This window comes from Actinoplanes palleronii, from assembly GCF_016862315.1.
GTDB lineage: Bacteria > Actinomycetota > Actinomycetes > Mycobacteriales > Micromonosporaceae > Actinoplanes > Actinoplanes palleronii.
Map to the genome: position 1 here is coordinate 42,572 of NZ_BOMS01000133.1, position 25,051 is coordinate 67,622.

Annotated in this window: 22 protein-coding genes; 7 read left to right on the plus strand and 15 right to left on the minus strand. The window is 72.6% G+C overall.

Annotated features, from left to right (window positions below):
• Positions 1 to 42: 42 nt before the first annotated feature.
• The 5 genes from Apa02nite_RS39335 to Apa02nite_RS39355 are packed head-to-tail and all read right to left on the minus strand — an operon-like array spanning position 43 to position 4,937.
• Positions 43 to 1,140, minus strand: coding sequence for a DegT/DnrJ/EryC1/StrS family aminotransferase (locus Apa02nite_RS39335; protein WP_203829585.1), 1,098 nt, complete (start codon positions 1,138 to 1,140; stop codon positions 43 to 45).
• Entirely contained in the window at positions 1,137 to 1,787 is a 651-nt protein-coding gene (locus Apa02nite_RS39340) for an acetyltransferase (RefSeq protein WP_203829586.1), read from the minus strand. The genes Apa02nite_RS39335 and Apa02nite_RS39340 overlap by 4 nt, the downstream gene beginning before the upstream one ends.
• Entirely contained in the window at positions 1,784 to 2,896 is a 1,113-nt protein-coding gene (locus Apa02nite_RS39345) for a DegT/DnrJ/EryC1/StrS family aminotransferase (RefSeq protein ID WP_203829587.1), read from the minus strand. The genes Apa02nite_RS39340 and Apa02nite_RS39345 overlap by 4 nt, the downstream gene beginning before the upstream one ends.
• Before the next feature lie 8 nt (positions 2,897 to 2,904).
• Positions 2,905 to 3,870, minus strand: coding sequence for an NAD-dependent epimerase/dehydratase family protein (locus Apa02nite_RS39350; protein ID WP_067686516.1), 966 nt, complete (start codon positions 3,868 to 3,870; stop codon positions 2,905 to 2,907).
• Positions 3,867 to 4,937 carry a Gfo/Idh/MocA family protein gene (locus tag Apa02nite_RS39355; RefSeq protein WP_203829588.1) on the minus strand — a complete coding sequence of 357 codons (1,071 nt, stop codon included), beginning with the start codon at positions 4,935 to 4,937 and terminating at the stop codon, positions 3,867 to 3,869. The genes Apa02nite_RS39350 and Apa02nite_RS39355 overlap by 4 nt, the downstream gene beginning before the upstream one ends.
• 311 nt (positions 4,938 to 5,248) lie before the next feature.
• On the opposite strand from Apa02nite_RS39355, the gene Apa02nite_RS39360 reads away from it, so the two are divergent.
• Together Apa02nite_RS39360 and Apa02nite_RS39365 are read left to right on the plus strand one after the other, a co-directional pair.
• The gene (locus Apa02nite_RS39360) at positions 5,249 to 5,857 is read left to right on the plus strand and encodes an acyltransferase (RefSeq protein ID WP_203829589.1); all 609 of its coding nucleotides are present in this window, start codon (positions 5,249 to 5,251) and stop codon (positions 5,855 to 5,857) included.
• A gap of 31 nt (positions 5,858 to 5,888) precedes the next feature.
• The gene (locus Apa02nite_RS39365) at positions 5,889 to 6,656 is read left to right on the plus strand and encodes a hypothetical protein (RefSeq protein WP_203829590.1); all 768 of its coding nucleotides are present in this window, start codon (positions 5,889 to 5,891) and stop codon (positions 6,654 to 6,656) included.
• Here the strand turns inward: Apa02nite_RS39365 and Apa02nite_RS39370 are convergent.
• Positions 6,595 to 7,464: a helix-turn-helix transcriptional regulator gene (locus Apa02nite_RS39370; RefSeq protein WP_373873087.1), complete on the minus strand. Its 870-nt coding sequence runs from the start codon at positions 7,462 to 7,464 to the stop codon at positions 6,595 to 6,597. The genes Apa02nite_RS39365 and Apa02nite_RS39370 overlap by 62 nt on opposite strands.
• Before the next feature lie 197 nt (positions 7,465 to 7,661).
• Here Apa02nite_RS39370 and Apa02nite_RS39375 point away from each other — a divergent pair, with 197 nt between their 5' ends.
• A complete protein-coding gene (locus Apa02nite_RS39375) occupies positions 7,662 to 8,261 on the plus strand; it encodes a class I SAM-dependent methyltransferase (protein ID WP_373873088.1) in 600 nt (199 codons plus the stop codon).
• A gap of 980 nt (positions 8,262 to 9,241) precedes the next feature.
• Here Apa02nite_RS39375 and ligA read toward each other — a convergent pair.
• Together ligA and Apa02nite_RS39385 are read right to left on the minus strand one after the other, a co-directional pair.
• Positions 9,242 to 11,371 (minus strand): NAD-dependent DNA ligase LigA, encoded by a 2,130-nt coding sequence (gene ligA, locus Apa02nite_RS39380; protein ID WP_203829592.1) that lies wholly within the window; start codon positions 11,369 to 11,371, stop codon positions 9,242 to 9,244.
• Between the two features lie 393 nt (positions 11,372 to 11,764).
• Positions 11,765 to 12,343 (minus strand): TetR/AcrR family transcriptional regulator, encoded by a 579-nt coding sequence (locus tag Apa02nite_RS39385; RefSeq protein ID WP_203829593.1) that lies wholly within the window; start codon positions 12,341 to 12,343, stop codon positions 11,765 to 11,767.
• A gap of 85 nt (positions 12,344 to 12,428) precedes the next feature.
• Here Apa02nite_RS39385 and Apa02nite_RS39390 point away from each other — a divergent pair, with 85 nt between their 5' ends.
• Positions 12,429 to 13,310: an SDR family oxidoreductase gene (locus Apa02nite_RS39390; RefSeq protein WP_203829594.1), complete on the plus strand. Its 882-nt coding sequence runs from the start codon at positions 12,429 to 12,431 to the stop codon at positions 13,308 to 13,310.
• Between the two features lie 264 nt (positions 13,311 to 13,574).
• Here the strand turns inward: Apa02nite_RS39390 and Apa02nite_RS39395 are convergent, their stop codons facing one another.
• Positions 13,575 to 15,305 carry a polysaccharide deacetylase family protein gene (locus tag Apa02nite_RS39395; protein WP_203829595.1) on the minus strand — a complete coding sequence of 577 codons (1,731 nt, stop codon included), beginning with the start codon at positions 15,303 to 15,305 and terminating at the stop codon, positions 13,575 to 13,577.
• A gap of 120 nt (positions 15,306 to 15,425) precedes the next feature.
• On the opposite strand from Apa02nite_RS39395, the gene Apa02nite_RS39400 reads away from it, so the two are divergent.
• Positions 15,426 to 16,640, plus strand: a complete 1,215-nt coding sequence (locus Apa02nite_RS39400) for an MFS transporter (RefSeq protein WP_203829596.1) — start codon at positions 15,426 to 15,428, stop codon at positions 16,638 to 16,640.
• A gap of 15 nt (positions 16,641 to 16,655) precedes the next feature.
• On the opposite strand, the gene Apa02nite_RS39405 is transcribed toward Apa02nite_RS39400, so the two are convergent.
• The 4 genes from Apa02nite_RS39405 to Apa02nite_RS39420 form a co-directional block, all read right to left on the minus strand.
• Entirely contained in the window at positions 16,656 to 17,378 is a 723-nt protein-coding gene (locus tag Apa02nite_RS39405) for a hypothetical protein (RefSeq protein ID WP_203829597.1), read from the minus strand.
• 119 nt (positions 17,379 to 17,497) lie between these two features.
• Positions 17,498 to 19,426 (minus strand): hypothetical protein, encoded by a 1,929-nt coding sequence (locus Apa02nite_RS39410; RefSeq protein ID WP_203829598.1) that lies wholly within the window; start codon positions 19,424 to 19,426, stop codon positions 17,498 to 17,500.
• Entirely contained in the window at positions 19,414 to 19,731 is a 318-nt protein-coding gene (locus Apa02nite_RS39415) for a PadR family transcriptional regulator (RefSeq protein WP_232343959.1), read from the minus strand. Before Apa02nite_RS39415 ends, Apa02nite_RS39410 begins: the two co-directional genes overlap by 13 nt.
• 74 nt (positions 19,732 to 19,805) lie before the next feature.
• Positions 19,806 to 20,699, minus strand: coding sequence for a LysR family transcriptional regulator (locus Apa02nite_RS39420; protein WP_203829599.1), 894 nt, complete (start codon positions 20,697 to 20,699; stop codon positions 19,806 to 19,808).
• 115 nt (positions 20,700 to 20,814) lie between these two features.
• On the opposite strand from Apa02nite_RS39420, the gene Apa02nite_RS39425 reads away from it, so the two are divergent.
• A complete protein-coding gene (locus Apa02nite_RS39425) occupies positions 20,815 to 21,600 on the plus strand; it encodes an inositol monophosphatase family protein (RefSeq protein WP_203829600.1) in 786 nt (261 codons plus the stop codon).
• A gap of 2 nt (positions 21,601 to 21,602) precedes the next feature.
• Positions 21,603 to 22,385 carry an NAD(P)-dependent oxidoreductase gene (locus Apa02nite_RS39430; protein ID WP_203829601.1) on the plus strand — a complete coding sequence of 261 codons (783 nt, stop codon included), beginning with the start codon at positions 21,603 to 21,605 and terminating at the stop codon, positions 22,383 to 22,385.
• Between the two features lie 454 nt (positions 22,386 to 22,839).
• Here the strand turns inward: Apa02nite_RS39430 and Apa02nite_RS39435 are convergent, their stop codons facing one another.
• The gene (locus Apa02nite_RS39435) at positions 22,840 to 24,213 is read right to left on the minus strand and encodes an FUSC family protein (RefSeq protein WP_239164857.1); all 1,374 of its coding nucleotides are present in this window, start codon (positions 24,211 to 24,213) and stop codon (positions 22,840 to 22,842) included.
• Positions 24,214 to 24,283: 70 nt separating this feature from the next.
• On the minus strand, positions 24,284 to 25,039 hold the full coding sequence (locus tag Apa02nite_RS39440) for a hypothetical protein (protein ID WP_203829602.1): 756 nt from the start codon (positions 25,037 to 25,039) through the stop codon (positions 24,284 to 24,286).
• Positions 25,040 to 25,051 lie beyond the last annotated feature (12 nt).

A 25,051-nucleotide genomic window follows, 5' to 3' on the forward strand; every position in this document is an offset into this window, starting at 1 on the left:
CGGCAATCGTTCCCAAATTAATTTGTCATATTCGATTCATGATCAGCGCAGCGCGACGGAAAGCGCTTGCACGACCGCTTCCTGCTGGTCCGCAGTGATCTGCGGATAGATCGGAAGCGACAGGATCTCCGGCGCCACCTTCTCAGCATTCGGGAAGGAGCCGCCGAGCGACGCGAACGCGCCGGTCTTGTGGACCGGGATCGGGTAGTGGATCGCCGCGCCGACGCCGGCCGCGTTCAACGACGCGAGCACCTCGTCGCGCCGGGGCACCCGGACGCAGAAGATGTGCCACACGTGCTCGTTGCCGTCGAGGGTGGCCGGCAGCACCACGTCGTCGAAGCCGGCGAGCAGCTCGGCGTACCGGGCCGCGGCGGCCCGCCGACGGTCGTTCCAGCCGGCCAGCCGGGCCAGCTTGGCCCGCAGCACGACCGCCTGCAGCCCGTCCAGCCGGCTGTTCACCCCGACCAGGTCGTGGTGGTACTTGCGCAGGCCGCCGTGGCTGCCCAGGGTCCGCACCGTGGTCGCCCAGTCCGCCGAGGCGGTGGTGACGGCGCCGGCGTCGCCGTACGCGCCGAGGTTCTTGCCCGGGTAGAAGCTGGTGGCGGCGATGCCGTGGACACCGGAGCCGACGCCGTGCCGGGTGGCGCCCTGCGACTGGGCGGCGTCCTCGACGATCACGATGTCGTCGCGGCCGGCCAGACCGGCGCGCAGCTGCTCGACCGGGGCGAGCTGGCCGTACAGGTGGACCGGCGCGATCGCCTTGGTGGCCGGCGTGACTGCCGCGAGCGCGGCGTCGACGTCGATCAGGTAGGTGCGAGGGTCACAATCCACCAGTACGACCTTGGCGCCGGTCCGGGCCACCGCCTCGGCCGTCGCGATGAACGTGTTGGCCGGCAGGATCACCTCGGTGCCCGGCCCCACGCCGACGGCGCGGAACGCCAGCTCGAGCGCGTCGGTGCCGTTCGCGACCCCGACGCAGTGCTCGACACCGGAGAACTCGGCGTACTCCTTCTCGAACGCGGCCACCTCGGGCCCGCCGATGAAGGCGGTCTCCGCGATGATGCGCTTGAAACCGGCCTCGACCTCCTCGGCCACCTCCGCGTGGGCGGCGGCCAGGTCGACGAGCGGGATCCGGGTCATGACGTCAACTCCTCAAGCTTGGCGCTGCGCAGGAAACGGGCCGGGCTGCCCACCCAGACCTCGTCGGGCGGCACGTCGCGCAGCACGACGGAGCCCATGCCGATCTGTGACCAGGCGCCGACGGTCACGCCCTCGCGGATCAATGCCCCGGCGCCCACGTAGGCGCCGGTCTCCAGCACCACACTGCCGCCGACGCGTACGCCGGAGGTGATCGTGGCGTAGTCGCCGATCAGGTCGTCGTGGGTGAGCACCACCTGCGGCATGACCGCGACGTGCGCCCCGACCGTGACGTCGGCGGTCAGCACCGTGCCGGCCAGCAGCACGCTGCCCCGGCCGACCACGCAGCGGGCACCGACCACGGCACTCGGGTGGACGACCGTGGCGTACCGCTGCTCGGGCAGGCCGAGCCGTTCGACGATCCGCCGCCGGGTGGTGTAGTTGGTGGGATTGCCCACGCACACCACGACCGGGGTGGTCATCTCGAGCACGCTGTCGACCGGGCCCAGGATCGGCCACCCGGACCGTACGGTGCCGTGCAGGGCGGGGTCGTCGTCGACGAACCCCCGCACCTGCCACCCCGCCGCGACGGCCGCGGAGGCCGTCTCCCGGGCGAAACCGCCCGCTCCGACGATGACGAGTTCCTTCACCGGCCGGCCAGCTCCCGCAGGACGCCGACGATGTGGTCCTGATCGTCCTCGGTCAACTTGTGGTGCAGCGGCAGGATCAGCGACTCCTGGGTGATCCGCTCGGTGACCGGCAGCGCGACCGGGGTCACGTCCGCGTACGCCGGCTCCAGGTGCGCGGCCATGATGCCGCGCCGCGCCGACACGCCCTTGGCGGCCAGCTCGGTGAGCACCTCGTCGCGGCTCACCCGGAAACCGTCGAGCAGCACCCAGAACGACTGGAAGTTGCTCTGCCCGTAGGCCGGGTCGCGGACCGGCACCAGGCCGTCGATGTCCGCGAGCAGCTCCTGGTACCGCGCGGCGAACGCCCGGCGCTGCTCGACCAGACCGGCCAGCCGGGTGAGCTGCACCAGCCCGACGGCGGCCTGGATGTCGGTCATCCGGTAGTTGTAGGCGGTCTCCAGGTACGCCTCGAGCACCGGCTGCTTGCTGGCGTGCCGGTCGGCGGCCGAGACGTTCATCCCGTGCTCGCGCAGCCGGCGCAGCCGGACCGCCAGCTCGGGGTCGTCCACGGTCACCATGCCACCCTCGCCGGTGGTGATCAGCTTGCGCGGGTGGAACGACCACGCCGCGATCGCCGCCCCGGTGCCGGCCGGCTGCCCGTACGCCGTGGAACCCGCCGCACACGCGGCGTCCTCGACCAGCGCGAGGCCCCAGCCCTCCGCGGCCTTACGCAGCGCCACGGTGTCGAACGGAACGCCGCCCTGGTGCACCGCGATGACCGCCCGGGTCCGCTCGGTGCGGACCGCGTCGACGGTCTCCACCGTGAGGTTGCCGGTGGCCAGGTCGACGTCGGCGAAGATCGGGGTGGCGCCGACGTAGCGGACCGCGTTGGCGGTGGCGATGAACGACAGCGACGGCACGATCACCTCGTCGCCGGGCTTGATGTCGTTGACCACCAGGGCCAGGTGCAGCCCGGTCGTGCAGGAGCTGACCGCGACACCGTGACCGGCGCCGACCGCGGCCGCGAACTCCTTCTCGAACTGGGCGACCCGCGGGCCCTGTGCGACCCAGCCGGAGCGGACCGCGTCCGCGGCCGCCTGGGCCTCTTCCTCCCCGAGCATGGGGATCATCACCGGGATCACTTGGACGACCGCCACCAGTCGACGAGGCCCTCGAGGCCCTCGTGCAGGCCGATCTCGGCGCGGAAGCCGATCTTCTCGGCCGCGTAGCCGGTCTCGGCGAGACGACGGGTCACGCCGTTGACGCCGCGGGCCGGGCCGTGCTCCGGGACCAGGTCCGACTTCATCGCCGCGCTGAGCGCCGCGGCCAGCTCCTTGAGGCTGGTCTCCTCGCCGCTGGCGATGTTGAAGACGTCGTCGGTCACGTCGGCGGTGGCGGCCAGGATGTTGGCGCGGGCGATGTCCGCCACGTGCACGAAGTCCATGGTCTGCAGGCCGTCGCCGAGGATCAGCGGGGGAGTGCCCGACTCGATGCGCTCCATCCAGCGGATCAGCACCTCGGTGTAGAGGCCGAAGATGTCCATCCGCGGGCCGTACACGTTGAAGTACCGCAGGGCGACGTAGTCCAGGTCCTTCATCGCCTTGAAGCTGCGCAGGGTGGCCTCGTTGAACGCCTTGGCCGCGCCGTAGAACGTGTCGTTGTTGTACGAGTGGTGACGCTCGGTGGTCGGGAATTCCTCGGCCAGGCCGTAGACCGACGCCGACGACGACGCGATCAGCTTCTTGACGCCCGCCTCGGCGGCCGCCTCGATCACGTTGAACGTGCCGTCGACAAGCACCTCGTTGGCCAGCCGGGGCTCCTCGGCGCACTGCGTGATGCGGATCGCGGCCAGGTGGAACACCAGGTCCTTGCCGGCCGTCACCTCGCGCACCAGGTCGCGGTCGCGGATGTCGCCCTCGACCAGCGTGACCGGGCCGTTCTCCAGCGCCCAGGCCAGGTTCTCCCGGCGGCCACGGACGAAGTTGTCCAGGATGACGATCTCGGCGGCGCCGCCGCGGATGAGTTCGTCGACCACGTGCGAGCCGATGGTGCCGGCACCGCCGGTGACCAGGGCGCGAGTGCCCTCGATCGATACAGCCGTCACGCCATGTGCCCTTCGTTGAGCTTGATCATCGTGCCGCCCTCGGCCAGGCTCCGCGAGGCGGTCTGCAGCAGTTCCAGCACGCGCAGGCCGGAGCGGCCGTCGGTGAGGGCGGGCGTCTTGGTGGTGATCGCCCGAGCATATTCGTCGACCATGGTGCGCAGGGCCTCACGCTCGGCCAGCGCCGGCGCGACCATGTCACCGGACCGGTAGGAGATCATCGCGTCCCGGCGCTGCTCGTCGCCGAGCTCCTCCGGTGACGAGACGTCGACACCGCGGTCGTAGACGGCCAGCCGCTGGCTGGGGTTCAGGTCGTCCCAGACCAGTGTCCGTTTCGACCCACCGAAGATGGCCGTGCGGATCTTGACCGGGGACAGCCAGTTCACGTGGATGTGCGCGATCGCGCCGTTGCTCAACTGCAGAGTGAGATAGGCCACGCAGGCCCGCCCGGCGCCGATCCCGTCCGCGCCGTGCGCCGCAACGGCCACCGGCGTGACCCCTTCGGGCAGCACAAAATCGAGGATCGAGAGATCGTGCGGCGCGAGGTCCCAGAGCACGTCGATGTCGCGCTGCACCAGACCGAGATTGATGCGTACGGAATCGAGGAACAGCAATTCGCCGAGTTCCCCGGAGTGCAGCAGCTCCCGGACCCGCAGCACGGCCGGGGTGTAGCAGTAGGTGTGGTCGCACATCAGGGTCAGGCCGCGGGCGTCGGCCTCCTCGACGAGCTGGCGGCCCTCCTCGTAGGTGGCCGCCAGGGGCTTCTCGACGAGCACGTGCTTGCCGGCCCGCAGCGCGGCGAGCGCCACCTTCAGGTGGGTGCCGGCCGGGGTGGCGATCGCGACGGCCTGGACCTCCGGGTCGGCGAGCACCTGCTCCAGGTCGGCCGTGACCTGCACGGTCGAGTAACCGCCGAGGACCTTCTTGGCCCGTTCGACGTCGAGGTCGCAGAGCCACCGCAGCCGGAACTGCGGGCTGCCCTGGAAGTTGCGGACGAGGTTGGGGCCCCAGTAGCCGGCCCCGATGACGGCGATCCCGATCGGCTCGGACGCGTTCGGCGAGGGAGTCAACAGACTTCCGTTTCTTCTGTGCGGGTGAGCGGGCGTTCAGCAGTGTGTGAAGCGAGCTCGGCTTCACAAACCCCTGGGAAGCTATCGATCCCCTTAGGAAGACCGCTAGATCACAGACAGATTTCCGGCGGAGGCGAAGGGCAACGCGATCCGTTCGGACGCTCCGGTCCCCCTGACGGTCAAGGTTCGGGCCGACGAGTGGTCACTTCGAGCGACCAGGTCGTCTAGCTGACATCGCCCGGTGCGGTTTGTGTCTACCCTGGCCCGGATCTCTCATCGCCACGTCCGTGGCGACCGGTGAAAGGCTACCGATGACCGACGCAACACCCGACGGCGTGACCGTGGCGCCCACCGCCGACCTCGACCCGCGTGCCACCGTCGGCGCCGGCACCCGGGTCTGGCACCTCGCCCAGATCCGCGAGGACGCCCAGCTCGGCCGCAACTGCAACATCGGCCGCGGCGCGTACGTCGGCCCCGGCGTGACCATCGGCGACAACGTCAAGCTGCAGAACCACGCGCTGGTCTACGAGCCGGCCAGGCTCGGCGACGGTGTCTTCGTCGGCCCGGCCGCGGTGCTCACCAACGACGAGTACCCGCGCGCGGTCACCCCGGACGGGCGGCTCAAGTCCGGCGACGACTGGACCGCGGTCGGCGTGACCATCGGTGACGGCGCGTCGATCGGCGCGCGGGCGGTCTGCATCGCGCCGGTGACCGTGGGCCGGTGGGCGCTGGTCGCGGCCGGTGCCGTGGTGACCAAGGACGTACCGGACTTCGCCCTGGTCGTGGGGGTCCCGGCCCGGCGGATCGGCTGGGTGGGCAAGGCCGGTCACCCGCTGGCGGCGAAGGGCGACGGGGTCTGGGTCTGCCCGCAGACCGGCAGCGAGTACTCCGAGACCGACGGGGTGCTCACCGAGGCCTAGCGTCCGTGCGCCGCCCCGCTATCGTGTCGACGTGAGTCGATGGTTCTCGTGGTGGACCCTGTTCTTCGCCGGGTTCTGGCTGCTGATGGCCGGCGGGGCGGTCGCGATCCTGATCGGCGGCAGTGCTCTCGACCGGGCCGAGGCGTACCTGGCCGGTGAGCGCGGCACGGTGGCGCCGCTGGCCGGCTGCCGCTGGGTCGAGGAGCACAAGGCCAGGGACTCCGGCTGGGAGTGCCACGGTGTCTTCACCGGTGGCGGGCTGCGCGTCGACAACGTCCGTATCGAACCCCATCTGGCGGAGAAACCCGGCTTCCGGGTCCCGGCGATCGTCAGCGGACCGGACGCCGAGGTCGCCTGGACCACCGACGACTGGACGATGGTGATCCCGGCGATCGCCGCCCTGGTCTTCGCGGCGATCCCGACGTTCGTCACGGTCTCGGTCTTCCGTGAGGGCATCCGCGGCTTCCTGCGGTCCCGTCGCCGCGGTCGTGGCCGCCGGGAGATCGCCCGCGAACTGCGGGAGGTCCGGCGCGAGCTGCGCGAGGTGCGCCGGCTGGTCCAGCAGCCGGCCACCACCGAGCGTGAGCTGCGTGAGCTGCGGCAGCTCACTCGGCGGCCCGGCGCTCCGGCCGGCGACTCGCGCCCGGTCAGCGACCCGGAGCGTGAGGCGCGCCCGGTGAGCGGCTTGGAGCGCGGCTCGCGCCCGGTGGGCGGCCTGGAGCGCGACTCGCGCCCGGTCAGTCGGCCGCCTGGCGCCACTGAGCCGGAGTCGCCTCGTGATCGGCCCGGAAACGCCTGATGAAGTAACTGGCGTCCGGATAGCCGACCCGCCGGCCGACCGCCGCCACGGTTAGATCAGTTTCGGTCAGCAGGCGCCTTGCCTCCTGCATGCGGCGCTCGCTGAGCCACTGCTGCACGGTCCGGCCGGTCTTCCGGCGCACCACGGTGGTCAGATGCCCCGGGGTGAGCGCGAGCGCACCGGCGACGTCGGCCAGCGAGATCGGCTCGGAAAAGCGTTGCTCGATCACGTCGAAGACCGCGGCGAGCAGCGGCTCGTCGGCCGAGCGCAGCTCACCGGCCACGTCGGTGGACATCCGGGCGACCGCGACCAGCAGCAGCGTCAGGTGCGCGAGCGCGGCCTCCCGGTAGCCGTCCCGGCGGGCCCGCAGCTCGGCGTCGAACTCGACGAGCCGCGCCACCCAGGCGGCCCGGGCCGCGGGCGGGATGCGCAGCCGCTGCGCCCGGTCGGCGCCCCGAGCGAACGGGAACAGCAGCGGATGGGCGCGCCAGGACGCGTACGCGCCGGTCCGGAGCGCGTCGGCCGGGAAGAACACCACCCAGCCGTCCGCGACGACGTTCGCCGGGCCGGCCGGGAACGACAGCACCTGACCGGGCGCGATCACGAACAGGTCGCCGTCGGTGACTGACCAGATCCGGTCATCGATGAGGAACGTGCCGGTGGCCCGGTGCGCGTAGTAGAGCACCAGGAAGTCGTGGGTGTGCGTCTGCCGCCCGGGCAGCACCTCCGCGGTCAGCGGCTCGTCGGGCAGGTGCGAGACGGCCACCGGCGGGACACCGGGCCCGCGCTGGAAGACCGCCACCGGCACGCCCTGCGCGGTGCGCCGCGCCATCCGCGTCGGGCGGGCATGCGGCACCGAAGAATGTCCTATCCCTGCCACGGATCCGGCGATGTCCGCGCTGCCGTCCTGCATGACGCTGAGCGTACGACCGAATTTCGTCCGATCAACCTCGTCTGTTTAGGGAGCCTGTCGTGACCGAGACCGCCCGCCCGTACATCCCGGCGATGGGCCGGCACTGGATGCTGTTCCTCTACGAGCCCTTCACCCGCGTCGCCGGCCTGCGACGCGTGCACGGTGAGCTGCTGGACCGGGCCGCCGTGCAACCCGGCCACCGGGTCCTCGAGATCGGCTGCGGCCCCGGCGACCTGTTGCTGGCGCTCGGCCGCCGCGTCCCCGGCGCGATCCTGCAGGGCATCGACCCCGATCCGGCCGCGCTGCGCAAGGCCCGCCGCAAGGGCGCGAGGCGGGGCGTCGAGGCGCGGTGGGATCTTGCGTACGCCGACGAGCTGCCGGTCCCGGACGCGTCCGTCGACCGGGTCCTCTCGTCCTACATGCTGCACCACCTCGACCCGGCCCAACAGCTCGCCGCGATGCGCGAGGCCCGCCGCGTCCTCCGCCCCGGCGGCGAACTGCACGTCCTCGACGCCGACGGGTCACCGGGCCAGGGCTCGTCCCGCCACCACCACCCCCGGCTGGCCGGCCACACCCCGGAGCACCTCATCACCACGATGCGCGAAGCCGGCCTGTCCTCCCCCACGGAGACCGGCCGTTCCCAGGGCCGCCGCTCCCTGGGCCGCTACTTCCTCCTCCGCGCCACAGCCTGACCCCCACCAGCCCCCCACCCACACCGCACCCGCCCGCCCATGCCCGCCCCCACCGCGCCGCCCGCCCATGCCCGCCTGCACCGCTGCCGCCCGCGGATGCCCGCCCGCACCGCGCCCGCCCGCGGATGCCCGCACCGCGCTGCCCGCGCCGCGCCCGCCCGCACCGCGCCCGCCCGCACCGCGCCCGCATCGCCGCACCGCCCGACCGCGCCCGTCTGGGGGCGGTGGTGGTCCGCGGTCCGGGTTTGCGTGTTCGTGTCGCCCGTCTGGGGCGGTGGTGGTCCGCGGTCCGGGTTTGCGTGCTCGCGCCGCCCGTCTGGGGGCGGTGGTGGTCCGCGGTCCCGGATTGCGTGCTCGCGCCGCCCGCCCCGGGACGGCAGCCTCGCTCGATCCGCCTTTGCGGACCAGCCCCCGCCCCGCCGCACCCCCCCGGCCGCAACGGCCCGCACGCGATCGCGCCGCCCAGCTGGGGGTGAGGGCTGTCAAAACGGGCGGGAGGCGACCCTCAGCGCCAGCTGGGTGCGGTCGGCTGGCGGTGAGGGCTGTCAAAACGGCGGGAGGCAGCCCTCAGCGCCAGCTGGGTGCGGTGGGCTGGTGGTGAGGGTTGTCTCGGCGGTGGGGAGACAGCCCTCAGCGCCAGCTGAAGTCCGGGCGGCCAGATGGCGCCGGCTGGGTTCGGGCGGTGGCTGGTGGTGAAGGCTGTCGGGGCGGGGCGGGGCGGGGCGGGGAGGGGCTGAGGCGACCGTGAGCGCCAGCCGGGGGCTTGAGGCGGGCGGTTGCCGTTCGGTGAACGGTGGTCCCGGGCCGGTGACGGTAGGGCCGGAGGGTGACCGATCCTGAGCCGGTGCGTGGGTGCGTGGGTGCGTGGGTGCGTGGGTGCGTGGGTGCGTGGGTGCGTGGGTGCGTGGGTGCGTGGGTGCGTGGGTGGCGGCCCCGCCCGCGGCCCCGCCCGTGGCCGTGCGCGGATTGCGGCTGGGCGGTCAGAAGTTGTCGAGGGTGGGGGAGTCGCCGGCTTCGTGGGCGGCCAGCAGCGCCGCGAAGCGGTCCGACGGCATGATGCGCAGGCCCAGCTCCTCGGCCTTGGCCGCCTTGGAACCGGCGCCGTCGCCGACCACCACCAGGTCGGTCCGCTTGGACACCGAGCCGGAGGACTTGCCGCCGAGTTTCTCGACCGCCTCGTTGCCCTCGTTGCGGGTCAAGCCCGGCACCGAACCGGTGACCACCACGGTCATCGGCGCGCCGTCCGGTTTCTGCAACGGCAGCAGCTCCCCGATGGCGACAGCTGCCGCGTCGGCGGCCGCTGCCATCCGCTCGGCGTAGGGCACCACGCCGGGCTCGAGCATGTTGATCCCGCGCTCGGTCAGCTTGGCGATCACCGGCGCCAGGTCGGCCAGTTCGGCGGCGATGGTCGCGGCTCGCTCTGGCCCGACCGCTTCGACCTCCTGCAGCTGCTCGACGGTCGCCGTGCAGAGCGCCTCCATCGAGGCGAAGTGCCGGGCCAGCCGGCGCGACATCGACCGGCCGGTCATCCGGACGCCGAGACCGGTCAGCACCCGGGACAGCGCCTGCGTCTTCGAGCCCTCGATGTTGGCGAGCAACTTCGTGGCCGAGGTCGCGCCCATCCGGTCGAGCTGGGTGACTGCCTCCAGGTCCAGGGAGTAGAGGTCGGCCGGGTCGGTGACCATGCCGGCCGTGACCAGGGCACGGATCACCTTGTCGCCGAGGCCTTCGATGTCCATCGAGTCGCGAGCCGCGAAATAGGCGAGCGACTCGGTCGCGCCGCACGCCCGGCCCTGCACACAGCGCCAGCGCTTCTGGCTGCGGTCGATCTCGCCACCGCAGCGCGGGCAGTGCGACGGTGCCTCGAACGGCACGGAATCCTCCGCCCGCTCGTCGAGTTTCGCCCCGGTGATCTCCGGGATCACCTCGCCGGCCCGCCGGACGAACACCGTGTCGCCGACCCGGACGTCCCGCCGGACCAGGTCGTCGAAGTTGTGCAGGGTGGCGGAGGTGACCGTCACGCCGCCGACCTGCACCGCCTGGATCACCGCGACCGGTGTGATCACCCCGGTACGGCCCACCTGCACGTCGATGCCGAGCAGTTTGCTGGTGCGGGTGTCGGCGGGGAATTTGTACGCGATGGCCCAGCGCGGCGCCCGGCTGGACGACCCGGCCGCGTCCCGATCCGCAGGGGAATCCGCCTTGATCACCACGCCGTCGATGTCGAAGCCGAGCTTGTCGCGCAGCGTGCCCAGCCCGGTGATCGCGGCGACCAGCTCGTCGACCGTCGTGCAGCTCGCCATGCCGGCCGCCGAGCCACCGGTGGTGGAGACGCCCAGCTCGGCGATCGCGGCCATCGCGGCACTGTGCGTCAGGCCCTCGCCGTCGGGGAGGTCGTGCACCGCGTACGCAAGGAAGGACAATGGGGCGACATAAGCCCGGTCCTGCGCGCGGAGAGTACCGGCAGCGGCGTTGCGGGGGTTGGCGAACGGCGCGCCGCCGTGACCGGTCCGCAGCTCGTTCGCCCGCGCGAAGTCCTCGTCGGTCATGAAGACCTCGCCGCGCACCTCGACCGTCACCGGCCGTCCCAGCGCGGCCGGCAGCCCGGCGACCGACCGCGCCTGCGCGGTCACGTCCTCACCGGCGCGCCCGTCACCGCGCGTCGCGACCTGGACCAGCTCGCCGTCCACATACCGTGCGGCGATGGCCATGCCGTCGATCTTCGGCTCGACCGTGTAGCCCGCGGCGGGCCGGCCGAGCACCTTGTCGAGGCGGGCCGCCCAGGTGCGCAGCTCCTCCTCGTCGAACACGTTTGCCAGGCTCAGCATCGGGGTGCTGTGCTCGACGTCGCCGACCACGCCGCCGCCGGCCGCGACCACCTCGGTGGGTGAGTCGGCCGCCACCCAGCTGGGCTGTGCACTTTCGGTCGCGGTGAGCCGGGCGAGCAGTGCGTCGTAGGTCGCGTCGTCCATGGCGAGGTCGGTGCCCTGGTAATAAGCCGACGCGGCAGCCCGGATCTGCTCGATCGCCGCGTGATAGTGCTCGGCGGCGTCGAACGGCTCGGCGTGGGCCGCGTCGACGACGGGGGCGATCTCGGGCTGGGTAGACATCAGGCACTCGTTTCGTCGGTATCGCTGTTGCTATGACCTTGATACCGGAGCGGTACGACAAAATCCGCCGGGACCGCCCGACGCCGCCCCGGTTCCGCATCCCGGTGCGGCTGCCACGCCCAACCGCCACCCGAGGCGCGCGGGGCGGCTGGGTCTCAGGGGTGTCTCAACACCCCCGACACACCCCTGAGACCCAGCCAGGCACCCGGCGCGCGGCCAGCGGTCCGCAAGCGGCGCGCTCAGCAAGCAGCGCGCGCTCAGCGCGGGGCGCGCGCTCAGCGCGGGGCGCGCGCTCAGCGCGGGGCGCGCGCTCAGCGTGCTCAGGACGGGCGGCGCGCTCAGCCACGGGACGCGCGGGCGGCGCGGTCAACACGGGTGGCGCGGGGCGCGCGGTCAGCCCAGTGTGGCGCTGGCGGCTCGTAGGTCGTTCAGGGCGGCCAGGGTGAGCCGCGCGAGGTCGTCCGAGGTGTCGCGGTCGCCCTCGGACCACTCGGCGAAGCCGCGCTTGAACGCGAGCACACCCATCTCCCCGGCGAGCGCCGCGGTCGCACCGGGCACGCCCCGGGCGACCAGTGCGGTGGTCATCGCGTGCGCCAGGCCGACGCTCTTGAGGGCGTCCCGTTCCTGCAGCTCGGTGCTGGCCGCGACGGCCGCCTTCAGCCGGGGGGCCAGCTCGCGGTTCATCGGGCCCATCGTGCCCGCCGCGCGCTCCAGCCCGGCCGCGACGGCCTCGAGCGGGCTGGCGCCGGCGGGTGCCTCGGCGATGCCCTCGGCGAGCAGCAGGCTCAGCGTCTCCTGCCCGGCGACCAGCAGCTCGCGTTTGTCGGCGAAGTGCCGGAAGAAGGTGCTCTTGCCGACGCCGGCGCGCTCGGCGATCTGGGCGACGGTGGTGGCGTCGTAGCCCAACTCGGTGAAGAGGTCGACAGCGGCCAAGACGAGGCGTTCGCGTGCTCCTGGTTCCCACCGTGCCATGGGTTCATCATAGGTGACGGGACTTTTGTCCCGTCAGAGTGCTACGGTGATGGGACAAGAGTCCCATCACTTGCGGGAGAGTTCCATGCGTGTTTTCGTCACCGGCGGCACCGGTCTGATCGGTTCCGCGGTCGTCGCTGAGCTGATCAGCAACGGTCACACCGTCCTTGCGCTCGCCCGTTCCGACGCCTCCGCGGCGGTGGCCGGGAAGGCCGGCGCCGAGACGATCCGGGGCGGCCTCGCCGACCTCGACGTCCTGCGCGCCGGCGCCGCCCAGGCCGACGGCGTGATCCACCTGGCCTTCAGCAACGACTTCAGCAGCGCCGAGGCCGTCGCGAACGCGGTCGCCGAGGAGAGCGCCGCCCAGCTGGCACTGGGCGACGCACTGATCGGCAGCGACCGGCCGTTCGTCACGGTTTCCGGCACGCCGTGGATCGCCGGCCGGTTCTCCGTCGAGACCGACCCGCTGCCGACCGACGGCCCGGTCGGTGGCCGCAGCCGCACGGTCAACGCGGTGCTCGAGCTGGCCGCGCGTGGGGTGCGGGCCGCGTCCGTGCGCCTGCCGCGCACGGTGCACAACGAGGGTGACGGCGGGTTCGCCGGCCTGCTGACCGGCATCGCGCGTCAGTCCGGCGTGTCCGGGTATGCGGGCGACGGCACGCAGCGCTGGCCGGCCGTGCACGCGCTCGACGCCGCCGTGCTGTTCCGGCTGGTTCTGGAGACGGCGCCGGCCGGCACCGCCTGGCACGCGGTGGCCGACGAGGGCGACCAGGTGCGCGAGATCGCCGCGGTGATCGGTCGCCGGCTGGGCTTGCCGGTCGCGGCGGTGCCGACCGAGACGTATGGTCCGCTCGGCGTGATCTTCGCGGCCGACCAGCCGTCGTCGAGTGCCTACACCCGGGAGACGCTCGGCTGGGAGCCGAAGCACCCGAGCCTGCTGGCCGACCTGGAGAACATCCAGCCCTGACCCGCCGACCCGCCGACCCGCCGCCGCCGACCCGCGGCCGCGAGCCGACGGCAAAGATCCGGACGACGGCAAAGATCCGAGCGACGGCAAAGATCCGAGCGACGGCAAAGATCCGAGCGACGACGAAGATCCGAGCGACGACGAAAAAGGTTGCCCTCCCGGCCCCGCCGAGCAGGCGCCCGACTCAAGGCCGGGAGCCCGCAGGGTTGCGGTGATGGCGGGGGCCGGCTCAAGGCCGCAGGGTTGCGGGAAGAAAAGGCCGGCTCAAGGCCGGAGGCCCCGCACGAACGCCGTCAGCACGCCGGCCAGGATCTCGTGGTCGTGCAGCGACGGGTGCCAGTCGCAGCCGAGGAGGTCCAGTCCCAGCGCACCGTTGTCGTAGTACAACGCCCGCACCCGCCGATCCCCCCGCGCCTGCCGATCGTGGACGATCTGCTGGATCGACTCGGCCAGCGCGGTGGTGGTGTAACTCAGATCCGGATAGGTCAGCACCAGTTCGGCCCCCGGACCGTACCGTTGGCGCAGTTTGTCGATGAAGCCCTGGTAGCCGGCCTGGAAATCAGCGACCAGCGCCGCCTCGCCGGCCCACTTCTCGCCCGGGCCGACCGGTGTGGAGAAGTCGTTGATGCCGAGCCCGATCACCACCGTGCGCGGATGCCACGACGCGGGCCGATCGCGCGTCGAGGTGTCCACCGCCTGCAGGGTGCGGTCGTAGTAGGTGCGGTAGTCGGTGCCGGGGCTGGACCCCGCGTAGTTGCGCACCATGCCGATCCCGGACCACGCGTTGATCCGGTAGTCGGCGTTCAGCGCCCGCCCGGTGCGCGCGGCGAATCCCTGGTCGGCGTTGCTGGCGCGGGTCAGGGCGCCGGGCGCGGAGCAGTCGCGGCTGCCGGACATGTCGCCGTACCCGGCGGTCCAGGAATCACCGATGAACTCGATCTGCCGGTCGCGGGCGGCGGGTGCGGTGAGGATCCGGCCGCCGGGTCCGGCGACGAGACCGCCGAAACCGGCGAGGTTCGCGGGGCTTTCGGTGCGTTTCACCAGGCGTACGGTGTGATCGCCCCGACCCAGCCCGCCGATCCAGCGCACGGTTGTGCCCGGAGTCACCAGGGTGATCGGCGCCCCGCCGTCGATCTGCACGTCGTAGTCGTTGACGGCGTCGTCGAGCGCGAGCCCGACGCTGTCGCCCCGGAATCGGCCCTCGAAGTACACCCCGGGCCAGGTGTAGCCGACCCCGGTGCCGATCTCGGCCACCCGCCCGGCGGTGTGCACCTGGCGCAGCACCGGGGTGACCGGCCCCGGCGCGACGGCCCGGCCGGTGCTGGGCGAGATCTGTCCCGGGCACAGCCCGCGGGCGCGCAGCTCGGCGACGATCCGCGGCACCGCCTCGAGGGTGTTCGGCGGCCAGTCGTGCATCAGGATCACGCCGCCGGACTGCAGCGCCCGGGCGTTCGTGACGATCTGGTCCACTGTCGTGCCGTCCCAGTCCCGCGAGTCGACATCGGCGTTGATCTCGCGCAGACCGTATCGGCGTTCCACCGCGCGCAGCGCGTCGTCGGTCTCCAGGTAGGGCGGCCGGAACAGGGCAGGTGTCACCCCGGTGACCTGCTTGACGGCGTCCTGGGTCCGGGAGATCTGCGCGGCCTGCTCGTCGGCGGTCAGCGTGGTCAGGTGCGGGTGGTCCCAGCTGTGGTTGCCGATCCACATGCCGGCCGCCAGCTGGGCGCGGGTCAGGCCGGGGTTCGCGGTCACGTTCGCGCCGGTGTTGAACATGGTGGCGCGCGCTCCGGCGTCCCGCAGTACGGTCAGGAGCGCCGCGGTGTTGCCGGGCGTGGGCCCGTCGTCGAAGGTCAGCGCCACGTGGCCGGTGCAGCGCGGAGTCGCCGGGCCGGCCGCGGCCGCCGGGCCGCCGACGGTGAACGAGGTGCCGCCGAGGACCAGAGCGGCGGCGAGTCCGGCGAACCGGCGCGGGACGGTGCGGGAAGATATTCGCATCCGTCGATTCTTAACCCATCGCGGCGATCCGGACAGGAAATCGGTGTGTACGTCCGTACGCATGTTATGTACGCTCGTACACATGCGGTCGTCGGGCCGCGCGAACCGCTAAGGACGACAATGACCTCGACCACCACCGCGCCGGGCGTGGTCCGTGCCGCCACCACGGCCACCTACGCCGCGTTCATCGGCTCGGGCTTCGCGTTCGCCAGCTGGGCCTCCCGGATCCCGCAGGTCCGTGACCGGCTCGAGCTCGACGCGTCCGCCCTCGGCCTGGTGCTGCTCGCGATCGCGGCCGGCTCCCTGCTGGCCCTGCCGCTCTCCGGCCCGGTCGTCTCCCGGATCGGCTCGTCGCGCACCGTGATGGCGATGGCCGTGCTGCTCGGCGTCGGCCTGAGTGTCGCCGCGCTCGGTTCGCTCGCCGGTGTCGTCCCGGTGGTGATCGGCCTGTTCCTGCTCGGCTTCGCGAACGGCGCCTGGGACGTCGCGATGAACGTGCAGGGCACCGTGGTGGAACGCCACCTCGGCAAATCGATCATGTCCCGGTTCCACGCCGGGTTCAGCCTCGGCACGGTGGCCGGCGCGCTGGTCGGCGCCGTGATGGTCGCCGTGCACGTGTCGGTCGCCGTGCACCTGGTCATCGTCGCCGCGCTGGTGGTGACGGGTGTGCTGTGGCAGGCCCGGCGGTTCGTCGCCGACCACGACGAGTCCGAGCAGGCGGCAGCCGGCGAGTCGGCCGGTGGCAGCGCGCTGGACGCCTGGAAGGAGCCGCGCACGCTGCTGATCGGGCTGTTCGTACTGGCCTTCGCGTTCACCGAGGGCGTCGGCAACGACTGGATCAGCGTCGCCGCGATCGACGGTCACCACGTCTCGCCGGCGCTCGGCACCCTGGCGTTCGCCGGGTTCCTGACCGCGATGACGATCGGCCGCTGGTTCGGTCCGGGACTTCTTGACCGGTACGGCCGGACCGCCGTCGTCCGCGTCCTCGCCGTGATCGGGATCGCCGGGGTGGCGCTGTTCGTGTTCGGTCCCTCGCCGGTCTACGCGTTCGCCGGCACGCTGCTCTGGGGCCTGGGCGCCTCGCTCGGCTTCCCGGTCGGGATGAGCGCCGGCGGTGACGACCCGCGCCGGGCCGCCGCCCGGGTGAGCGTGATCGCGTCGATCGGCTACTGCGCGTTCCTGGGCGGCCCGCCCGCGATCGGCTTCCTCGGCGACCACGTCACCGTGCTGAAGGCGCTGATCGTGGTCGCCGCGCTGCTCGCGATGGCCGCCCTGATCGCCACGAGCGTCCGCCCCCTCCCCGGCTCGGCGCTCGGGGAGAGGGTCGAATCCTGAGCTACCTGTCCCGGCTCAGGGCAGGGTCTTCAGGATCTTCGCGGCGCCGGCCTTGACGAGCTCGGTGAGCTCGGTGGTGTTCGTCGCGTTGCCACCCGTGGCGTAGTTCAGGTTGGTGAAGACGGCGAGCACGTCACCGTGGACGACCACCGCGGTCGAGGAACTCCCCGCGGGCGTGGTCTTGCCCTTCTCCTGGACGGTGGTGAGGAAGCCGATCGAGGCGTCGCCGGCCTGCGGGGAGGCCCAGGCGGAGAAGGTCGTCTTGCCCTCTTCGCCGTTGATCACCGGGCACTTGGCGAGGATGGTCTGGTACTGCGCCACCACGGCACGGGCAGCCGCGTTGCCGACGGCGGTGATCTGCTCGGCCAGGAACGGGCCGTCCTTGCCCTTGCGGAACGTGATGGCGGCGGATCCGCTCGACGCGGGTTCGGCGGTCGTCCCGGGGTCCTTGCACGGGTCGACCGCGGCGGCGGCGCGGCTCAGCGCGGCGGCCACGGCGGCGGAGGCGGCCATGACCGTGCGGCTGGAGAAGAGGTACCCCGCCGGTGCCTCGCCCGCGGTGATCAGCGCCTGCTCCAGCTTCTCCAGGCTGGGCGGTGCGGCGACGGCGAGCGGTGCGGCGACGGCGGGCGGTGCGGCGACGGCGGGCGGTGCGGCGACGGCGGGCGTCGCGGTGATGGTGGTGACGATCGCCGCGGTCAGTGCGATCGAGATGGTGGTAGCCAGACGTGATGTCATTTTTCGACGGTAAAGTCCGTTTTACCAGATTTCCGGGAAAACTTGGACATAACCCTTATCGGGCTACCGGGGCCCGGTGCGGTGACCCACCCCCGTGGCGGGTCACCGCACCGGATCGGTCACTCCAGGATCAGCGGAGGCTCGCCGACCGGCGCGTAGGGCGCCCCGGAAGCCTTGCGGTACTCGCGCTTCGGGGCAGCCGCCGGGCGGCCGAACGCGAGCGGGCGCAGGATCCTGCCCAGCGCGAGCCCGATCGGGATCGCCAGCAGGACCGCGATGGTGTCCTCGTCGGCGGCGTCGACCGCCGGGTTGGCGGCCAGCGCCGTGAACAGTGACCCGATCGGCAGGGCGATGGACATCAGCACCAGCGGGAGGACCATCACCGGCACGATGACCGCGCCGATCGCGAGCGCGCCCGGGTACCGCAGCCACTGCATCCGGAGCTGCGGGCGTGGCGCGGCGAGCACCACGACGGCCAGCACCAGCAGCGCCACGAGAGCGAGCTCACCCCGGAGGCGGCCGTCGGACGGCTGTGGGTAGACGTGCCGCACCAGCCACGGCCCGGCCGCAGCGCCGATGGCGACCGGGACCGCGACGATCGCGCGCAGCCGGCCGACCATCCCGGCCGCGCGGACGGCGGCCAGGACGGCGACCACGGCCAGCAGGCAGCCGGTCGCGGCGCTGGCCGGATTGAGCAGCGGTTCGGTGTCCGTCGGCGACTCGTTCGCGGTGATCAGGCCGGACATCACCGCGGCGACGGCCGCGACGCTGAGCAGCACCTGCGGGCGGGGCACGGCCGGGACGCCGCTGGTGACCACGGTGGCGGCGAGCGCGGCCACCGCAGCGCCGGCCGCGAGGGCGACTGTGCCGGAGGTCGGGTCGATCCGGTCCAGGCCGATGTCGAGCGCCAGCCAGAACGTGCCGAACAGCAGCACCCCGCCGGTGGCCCGGCGCCCGCCGCGGACCGCGACGATCAGCACCATCACCAGCGCGAACAGCGCACCCCAGCGCGACTCCCGGGCCCAGTACGTGTTGTTCTCGCCGCTGGCGTCGACACCCATCGGCTCGCTCAGCGGCTGCAGCACGGTGACGCCCAGCGCCCAGACGACCGCCGCTGCGGCGGCCACCGGCGGCAGCAGGAACCGCCACCCCCAGGCCAGTCCGGGGGAGGCGGCCGGCTGCACCTCGGCCGGCCCGGTCACTGCCGGCGCGATCAACGGCGCGGACCAGCGCCGCACCGTGGCCTGACCGAAAACGACCGCGCACACCGTCCACGGCAGCAGGAACAGGGCTATCTCGACGATGCCGACGACCTGGTACATCGGCTGGTCCGGCACGTCACCGGCGAGCAGGATCAGGGCCGGCAGCGCCGCCGCGAACGGCACCCCGGCCCATGCCCGGGCGCCCCGGCCGGCGCTTGCCGACCGTACGGTGAAAATCGTCAACGCGAACATCGCGGCGGTCCAGCACGCGGTGACCAGCAGCGTCAGGCCGAAGGCCTGGTAGGTCTCGGTGACCAGGAAGAACGGCAGCATCGGAGCCACCGGCAGGATCACCGTGGCGGCGACGCCGGTGCTGCCGGCCGGACCGGGGTCGGACGGTCCACGTGCGGCCACCCACCGGCCGACGAGCACCGTGTAGACCGTCATCAGGGCGGCGGTCACCGTGCCGAGCAGCACGTCGTGCCGCAGCCAGCCGGCGTCGTCGGTGAAGTCGGCCTCGAAGACGCTGCCGGCCGCCATCCGCACGGCCATCGTGATGCCGAGGCCGAACGCGCCGGCCAGCAGCAGCCGGAACGCGGAGCGCAGCGTGGCGCCGGCCCGCATCCACTCGAACCGGCCGAACGGCGCGCCGCTCTCGTCGACGGTCATCGGGGTGGCCGCGAGACTCACCGCGAACGTCAGCCGCCGCCACGCCGTGCCGGGCCGCTGCTCCAGCGCGCTGAGCTCGGCCGCCCACTCGCGGGCCATGTCGTCGCGCAGGTCGGCCGGCCAGCGGCGGGCCGCGGCGCGCAGGCAGGCGGCGATCAGCCGGTTCAGGACGCCCATGTCGGCCTCGTCTTCGCGATCGGGTTGCCGGCGGCGTGCTGCGCGCGGCGGGCGGCGAGTTCGGTGCGGGCCGTCGCGGCGCCGTCCGGGGTGAACCGGTACCAGCGGCGGGCCGGTCGCTCGGCGATCACCGGGTCGACCTCCTCCCATTCCGCGGTGAGCCAGCCGGCTCGGTGCAGTCGCATCAGGATCGGATAGACGGTGCCGCTCGGGTAGCCGGTCGCCTGCATGATCTCGAGACCGTAGCGCTGGGTGCCCGGGTCGGCGAGGAACGCCTCCAGGACCCCGGCTACGGCAGCTGTCATACGTAGGGGTGACGCCATGGGCGTTACGCTACATAGCCCTAGCGAGTTTCGCTACATAGGGGGTTCGGTCTTCGCTACACAGGGGTGCTCAGTGCCGCGCGGACCTGGGTGCGCAACCAGATGTGCCCGGGATCCGAGCCGTAGCGCTGGTGCCACGCGCAGACGATCGGCGCGTCCGGCAGGTCGATCGGCAGTGGCACGGTGACCAGGGCGAACGCGTCGATCAGCGGACGGCACATGGCCAGCGGCGCGGTCATCACACTGTCGCTGCGGCTGATCACGTTGGCCGCCGCGGCGCTGGTGCCGACCGAGGCCAGCACCCGCCGGCGCAGCCCGTGCGCGGCCAGAATCGTGTCGACCGGATCCGCGAGCCGCCCCCGCCGCGAGACCAGCACATGCGTCTGACCGGCAAAATCTTCCAGATCAAGACCTTTCTGGTACGGATGACCGCGCCGCATCGCCACCACCAGGCGATCATGACCGACCGTCTCGGAGTGGAACTCCGGAGTCCCCGGCTCGTCCGCGCCGATCTCCAGGTCGACCCGGCCGAGCCGCAGGTCGTCGGTGTCCACGTCGCTCTCGGCCAGGAACCGCAGCCGGACGCCGGGTGCCTGCTCGGCGGCCGCCCGCAGCAACGGCGGCGCGAGCGAGGTGGCGACCGCGTCGTGGCAGCGCAGCGTGAACGTCCGCTCCAGTGTGGCCAGGTCGAGCTCCCGGCTCGGCGTCAGCACCTGCCGGGCCTGCCGCAGCAGGTCGCTGACCTGGTCACGGACCCCCAGCGCGTACGGCGTGGGCGTCATCGTCCGGCCGGTGCGCACCAGGATGTCGTCGCCGGTCAGCCGGCGGATCCGGCCCAGGGTGCGGCTGATCGCGGGCGGGGAGAGGCGCAACCGGTCGGCGGCGCCGGTCACGCTGCCCTCCTCGAGCAGCGCGTCCAGCACGGTCAGCAGATTCAAGTCCAATTGCATGAGGGTAAATCGTAGAGTAACCAGATTGCATTGGACTTCATCACCGGCCTGCGTGAGGCTTGTGGCGCGGCCCGATCGGGGCCGGACAATCCTGATTCTTGTGGAGTGATGAACCATGTCTGCAGAACTGCTCGCCGCCACCACCACCGCGGTAAGGCTCGCCGGCGCCGCGCTGCTGGCCCGCTACTCCACCGGATCCCGCCCGGCCGGCGGCGCCGAGCTGATCGCCGCGATCCGCGCCAACGAGGTCGCCGTCACCGACGTGCTGCGCCCCGCGCTGGCGGCCGCCCTACCCGGCGCGACCTGGGACGACGACGAGCACGGCACCGGGCCGATGCCGAGCGGTGACCGGTGGGTGATCGACCCGGTGGGTGGCAACGTCAACACCGTGCACGGGATGCCCGACTGGAACATCGGGGTGAGCCTGGTCCGCGACGGGCAGCCGCTGCTCGCCGTGGTGTACGCCCCGCTCGCCGATGAGCTGTTCACCGCGGTGGCGGGGGGTGGGGCTCGGCTCAACGACGTACCCATGCGGGTTTCCGAAAAGACGGACCTGGCCGCAGCGCTGGTCGGAACCGGTCAAGCGAAGCCGAGCCGGGAAGCGGCGGCCGCGCAGCGGACCGGCGCCTCGATCACCGCGATGCTGCAGGCGGCGCTGTACGTCCGCTTCTCCGTGCCGGTCACCCACCAGCTCGTCCAGGTCGCGGCCGGCCGGATGGACCTGCACTGGCAGTTCGACAACGTGCGCTCGCACATCGCCCCGCTGCTGATCGTGCGGGAGGCCGGCGGCGTGGTCACCCACCTGGACGGCAAGCCCTGGGAGATCGGCGGCGGCGCCTACCTGGCCGCCGCGCCGGGTCTGCACGCGGCCGCGCTCGCCGTGCTCGAGACGGCGGTCTGATCATGCGAGTAGCGGTGCTCGGCGCGACCGGCGCGGTCGGCAAACTGCTGGTGTCCACGGCTCTGGCCCGCGGCCTGGAGGTGACGGCCCTGGCCCGCGATCCCGCCCAGGTGCCAGACCGCCCAGGCTTACGCCGTCTCGCCGTCGACGTGCACGACCCGACATCGATCGCCGAGGCGATCCAGGACTGCGACGTCCTCATCTCCGGCCTCGGCGTCTCCGCCGCCCACCCCACCACCCCACCCCCAGCCACCGCTGGCGGCCCCGCGGCCCCGGGCGCGGCCGTCCTCGGCGGTCCTGCGGCCTCGGGTGCGGCCGTCCTCGGCGGTCCTGCGGCCTCGGGTGCGGCCGTCCTCGGCGGTCCCGCGGCCCCGGGCGCGGCCGCTTCCGGGAGTCCTGCGGTGGCGATGGGGACGCTTGAGGCTGGGGCGGTGGCTGCGGTGGCTTCCGGAGTGCCGCGGATCATCTGGCTCGGCGCCTACGGGACCGGACTGTCGGCCGAGCGGGCCGGCGGGGTGACCCGGGCGATCCTGCGCCTGGTCCTGGGCGCGGAAGTGCCCGACAAGGTGGCCGCGGACTCGACGATCCTGGCTGCCGGCGGCACGGTGTTCCACGCCGGCCCGCTGGCTTCCGGCCCTCCCGAGCACCGGACGGTCGCCCTCGACGCCGTGCCCCGCCGGGTCTTCCCGAGCCGGATCAGCCGTGCCGCAGTGGCAGCCGCCATGCTCGACGAGGCGGTGACCCCCCGCTTCCTCGCCCAAACCGTCGTCGTCCTCGCCAGCTGAAGTCCCCGGCTGGTCCTGGGGGGTGCCTCACGGGCCACGAGGCACCCCCCAGGACCAGCCGGTCGGCCGGGAGGTGCGGTCGGTCCCGGGCCTCGGCTGGTTGTCAGGGGTGTCTCGGGGCCGGTGAGGCACCCCTCAGGACCAGCCGGTGGGTGTCGGCTGGTTGTCGGGGGTGTCTCGGAGGTCGGGAGGGACCCCTGAGGACCAGCCAACCTCCGAGAGTCGACCGCGGTCCCCGCCGAGCGCACCGAAAGTCCCCACGCATTGGTGGTTCGAGCGTTGTGTGGGGAGTTTGGGTGCGGAGCGCGCCGAAAGTCCCCACGCATTGGTGGTTTGAGCGTTGTGTGGGGAGTTTGGGTGCGGAGCGCGCCGAAAGTCCCCACGCTTTGGGGGTTTGAGCGTTGTGTGGGGGGTTTGGGTGTGGAGCGCGCCGAAAGTCCCCACGCATTGGGGGTCAGCGGGTGGAGTGTTTTTGCCAGATCAGGCGGACGGCGGGGAGGACCTCCGAGACGGCGGGGATGCCGGGGCCTGGTTCGCGGACGCCGACGGTGAGGGCGGGCGCGGAACGTTCGAGGGAGCCGGCCATCCGGTCGATGTCGGTGATGATCGAGCCGGTGAGCACCAGCACGCCGGTGTCGTCGATCTCGGTGCGGACCTTGCGCAGGGTGCGCTGCCGCGAGTCGCGCAGGGTCTCCAGGCGGTCGTGCAGGTTCCCGGCGTCGCGGGTGGCGTCGTCCCGCGGGTCGGCGACCAGCGCGGCGTGTGCGGCGAACGCGTCCGACGCGGCGGTCAGGACCTGGCCGATCTGCTCCGGTACGCCGGGCGCGTGCGGGGTCGCGGACGCGTCGAACATCGACCGGGCCACCGAGTTGACCTGGTGCACGCCGTGTTCGAGGGCGCGGACGGTCTGCTGCAGCGGCGTCACCCGGGTCACCGGGGTGGTCAGCGACCAGCGGGCCTGCCGGAGCAGGTCGTCGACGGCGGTGACCGCCTCGTCCAGGTCGTCGCCGAGGTCGCGGGAGCGGGCCAGCCACTGCGCGGACTGTTCCTGGGCGTAGCCGTCGCGGGCGCCGGCGCCGAGGTGGCCGAGCAGGCCGGCGATCCCGGTGGAGAGCTGCGCGAGCTGCCAGCGGGCCCGTTCCAGCGGGGTCATGCCACCGACCAGCGGGGACAGGATCACGCCGACGACGATGCCGAGGGCGGTCGCCGCGATCCGCTCCCACACGAACGTCTCGGTGACGGCGCTGCCGGCGACCAGGATGCCCAGCGAGGTCAGCGGCACGGTCACCGAGCTGTCACCCAGGCGCAGCAGCCGGCCGGCGGCCAGCCCACACCCGGTGATCACCGCGATCGTCCACGGGGTGAGGCCGAACGTGCCCCACACGGCGACCGTGATGGCGATCCCCGCGAGCGTGCCGACCAGGCGTTTCGCGCCCTCGCGGACCGAGGCGTGCGAGCTCATCTGCACCGACAGGGTCGCCGAGACGGCCGCTGTCACCGGTCCGGCCAGCTGCAGCGTCCCGGCCGCGGACCAGGCGATTCCGGCGGCGACCGCGGTCACCAGCGCCGACCGGGCGACCGCCGGGTCGAGGCGGCTGCCGCAGAGGCGGGCGCCTCGTCGTACCCAAGCGGGAAGATGCGGTCGCAACCGGGCGCGGACCGCAAGCGCAGCAGCGGCCACGGCCGGGCGGACCTTGCGGCGCAGCAGCGTCGCCGTGAGCGCGCAGAAGAGCAGGCTCGCGGCGACGACGGTGATCGGGTTCAGGTGCGGGTGGAACGAGGAGAGCAAAGCGGCGGCCTTCGGTGTCGCGGGCGGTTTTCGCTTCAAAAACTATCGCCGCGCCATCGGTATATCGGGCATTTGCCGGGATTGTGACGGGCGTCGCGCCCGGACGAGGTCACGCCCAGGTGATCGCGTTGCCGGTCTCGATCGACGCGGCGCAGAGCCGGCGCAGCGCTCCGATCAGGTGGGCGAAATCGGTCGCGGAGCGAGGGCGGCTTGCGACGGCGAGGTGCTCGGCGGGAGGTGATCCGAGCGGCGTCATCACGATGACCGCCCGGTGCTCGCCCGCGGTGAGTTCGACATCCCCACCGGTCAGCACCCGCTGGGTGAAGCGGGTCGCCCGGAACAGGGTGCGTGGCGGGTCGGTGGCCGGGTCGACGACGAAGAAGCCGTCCGGGTCGATGCCGGCCCGGTGGTCCGGGCCCAGCATGAACACGCCGTGGTAGGCGGCGACATATTTCATCACCACCCGCCCGGTCGCCTCGTCGACGAGCACGGTCTCGTCCGTCGCGCCGGCGGTCCGCTCGAAGCGGTCGAGCTCGGCCAGGATCGGCGCGGCTCGCTCGGCGGAGGTGTCGCCGCCGCCGTTGGCGTCCGGCAGCTCGGCGCGCAAGGTGGGAAAGTGCTCCTCGAGGGCCTGCTGGAACAGCCGCAGCCCGGACCAGTTGGACACCCGCTCGTCGGCGAGGTTCATGCCGGGGTGCGGGCAGGCGTCGGTCTTCCAGTCGCTGAACGCGTGGTGCGCGGCCGCGTTCCCGGGATAGGGCAGCTGCAGGACGAGCACCCCGCCGTCGAGGACGACCGGCCCGGCCGGCGGCACCACGAGGCCGTCCTGCCAGCAGCGGCAGTGCACCCATGCGTCAAGACCCATGCCGGAACGCTA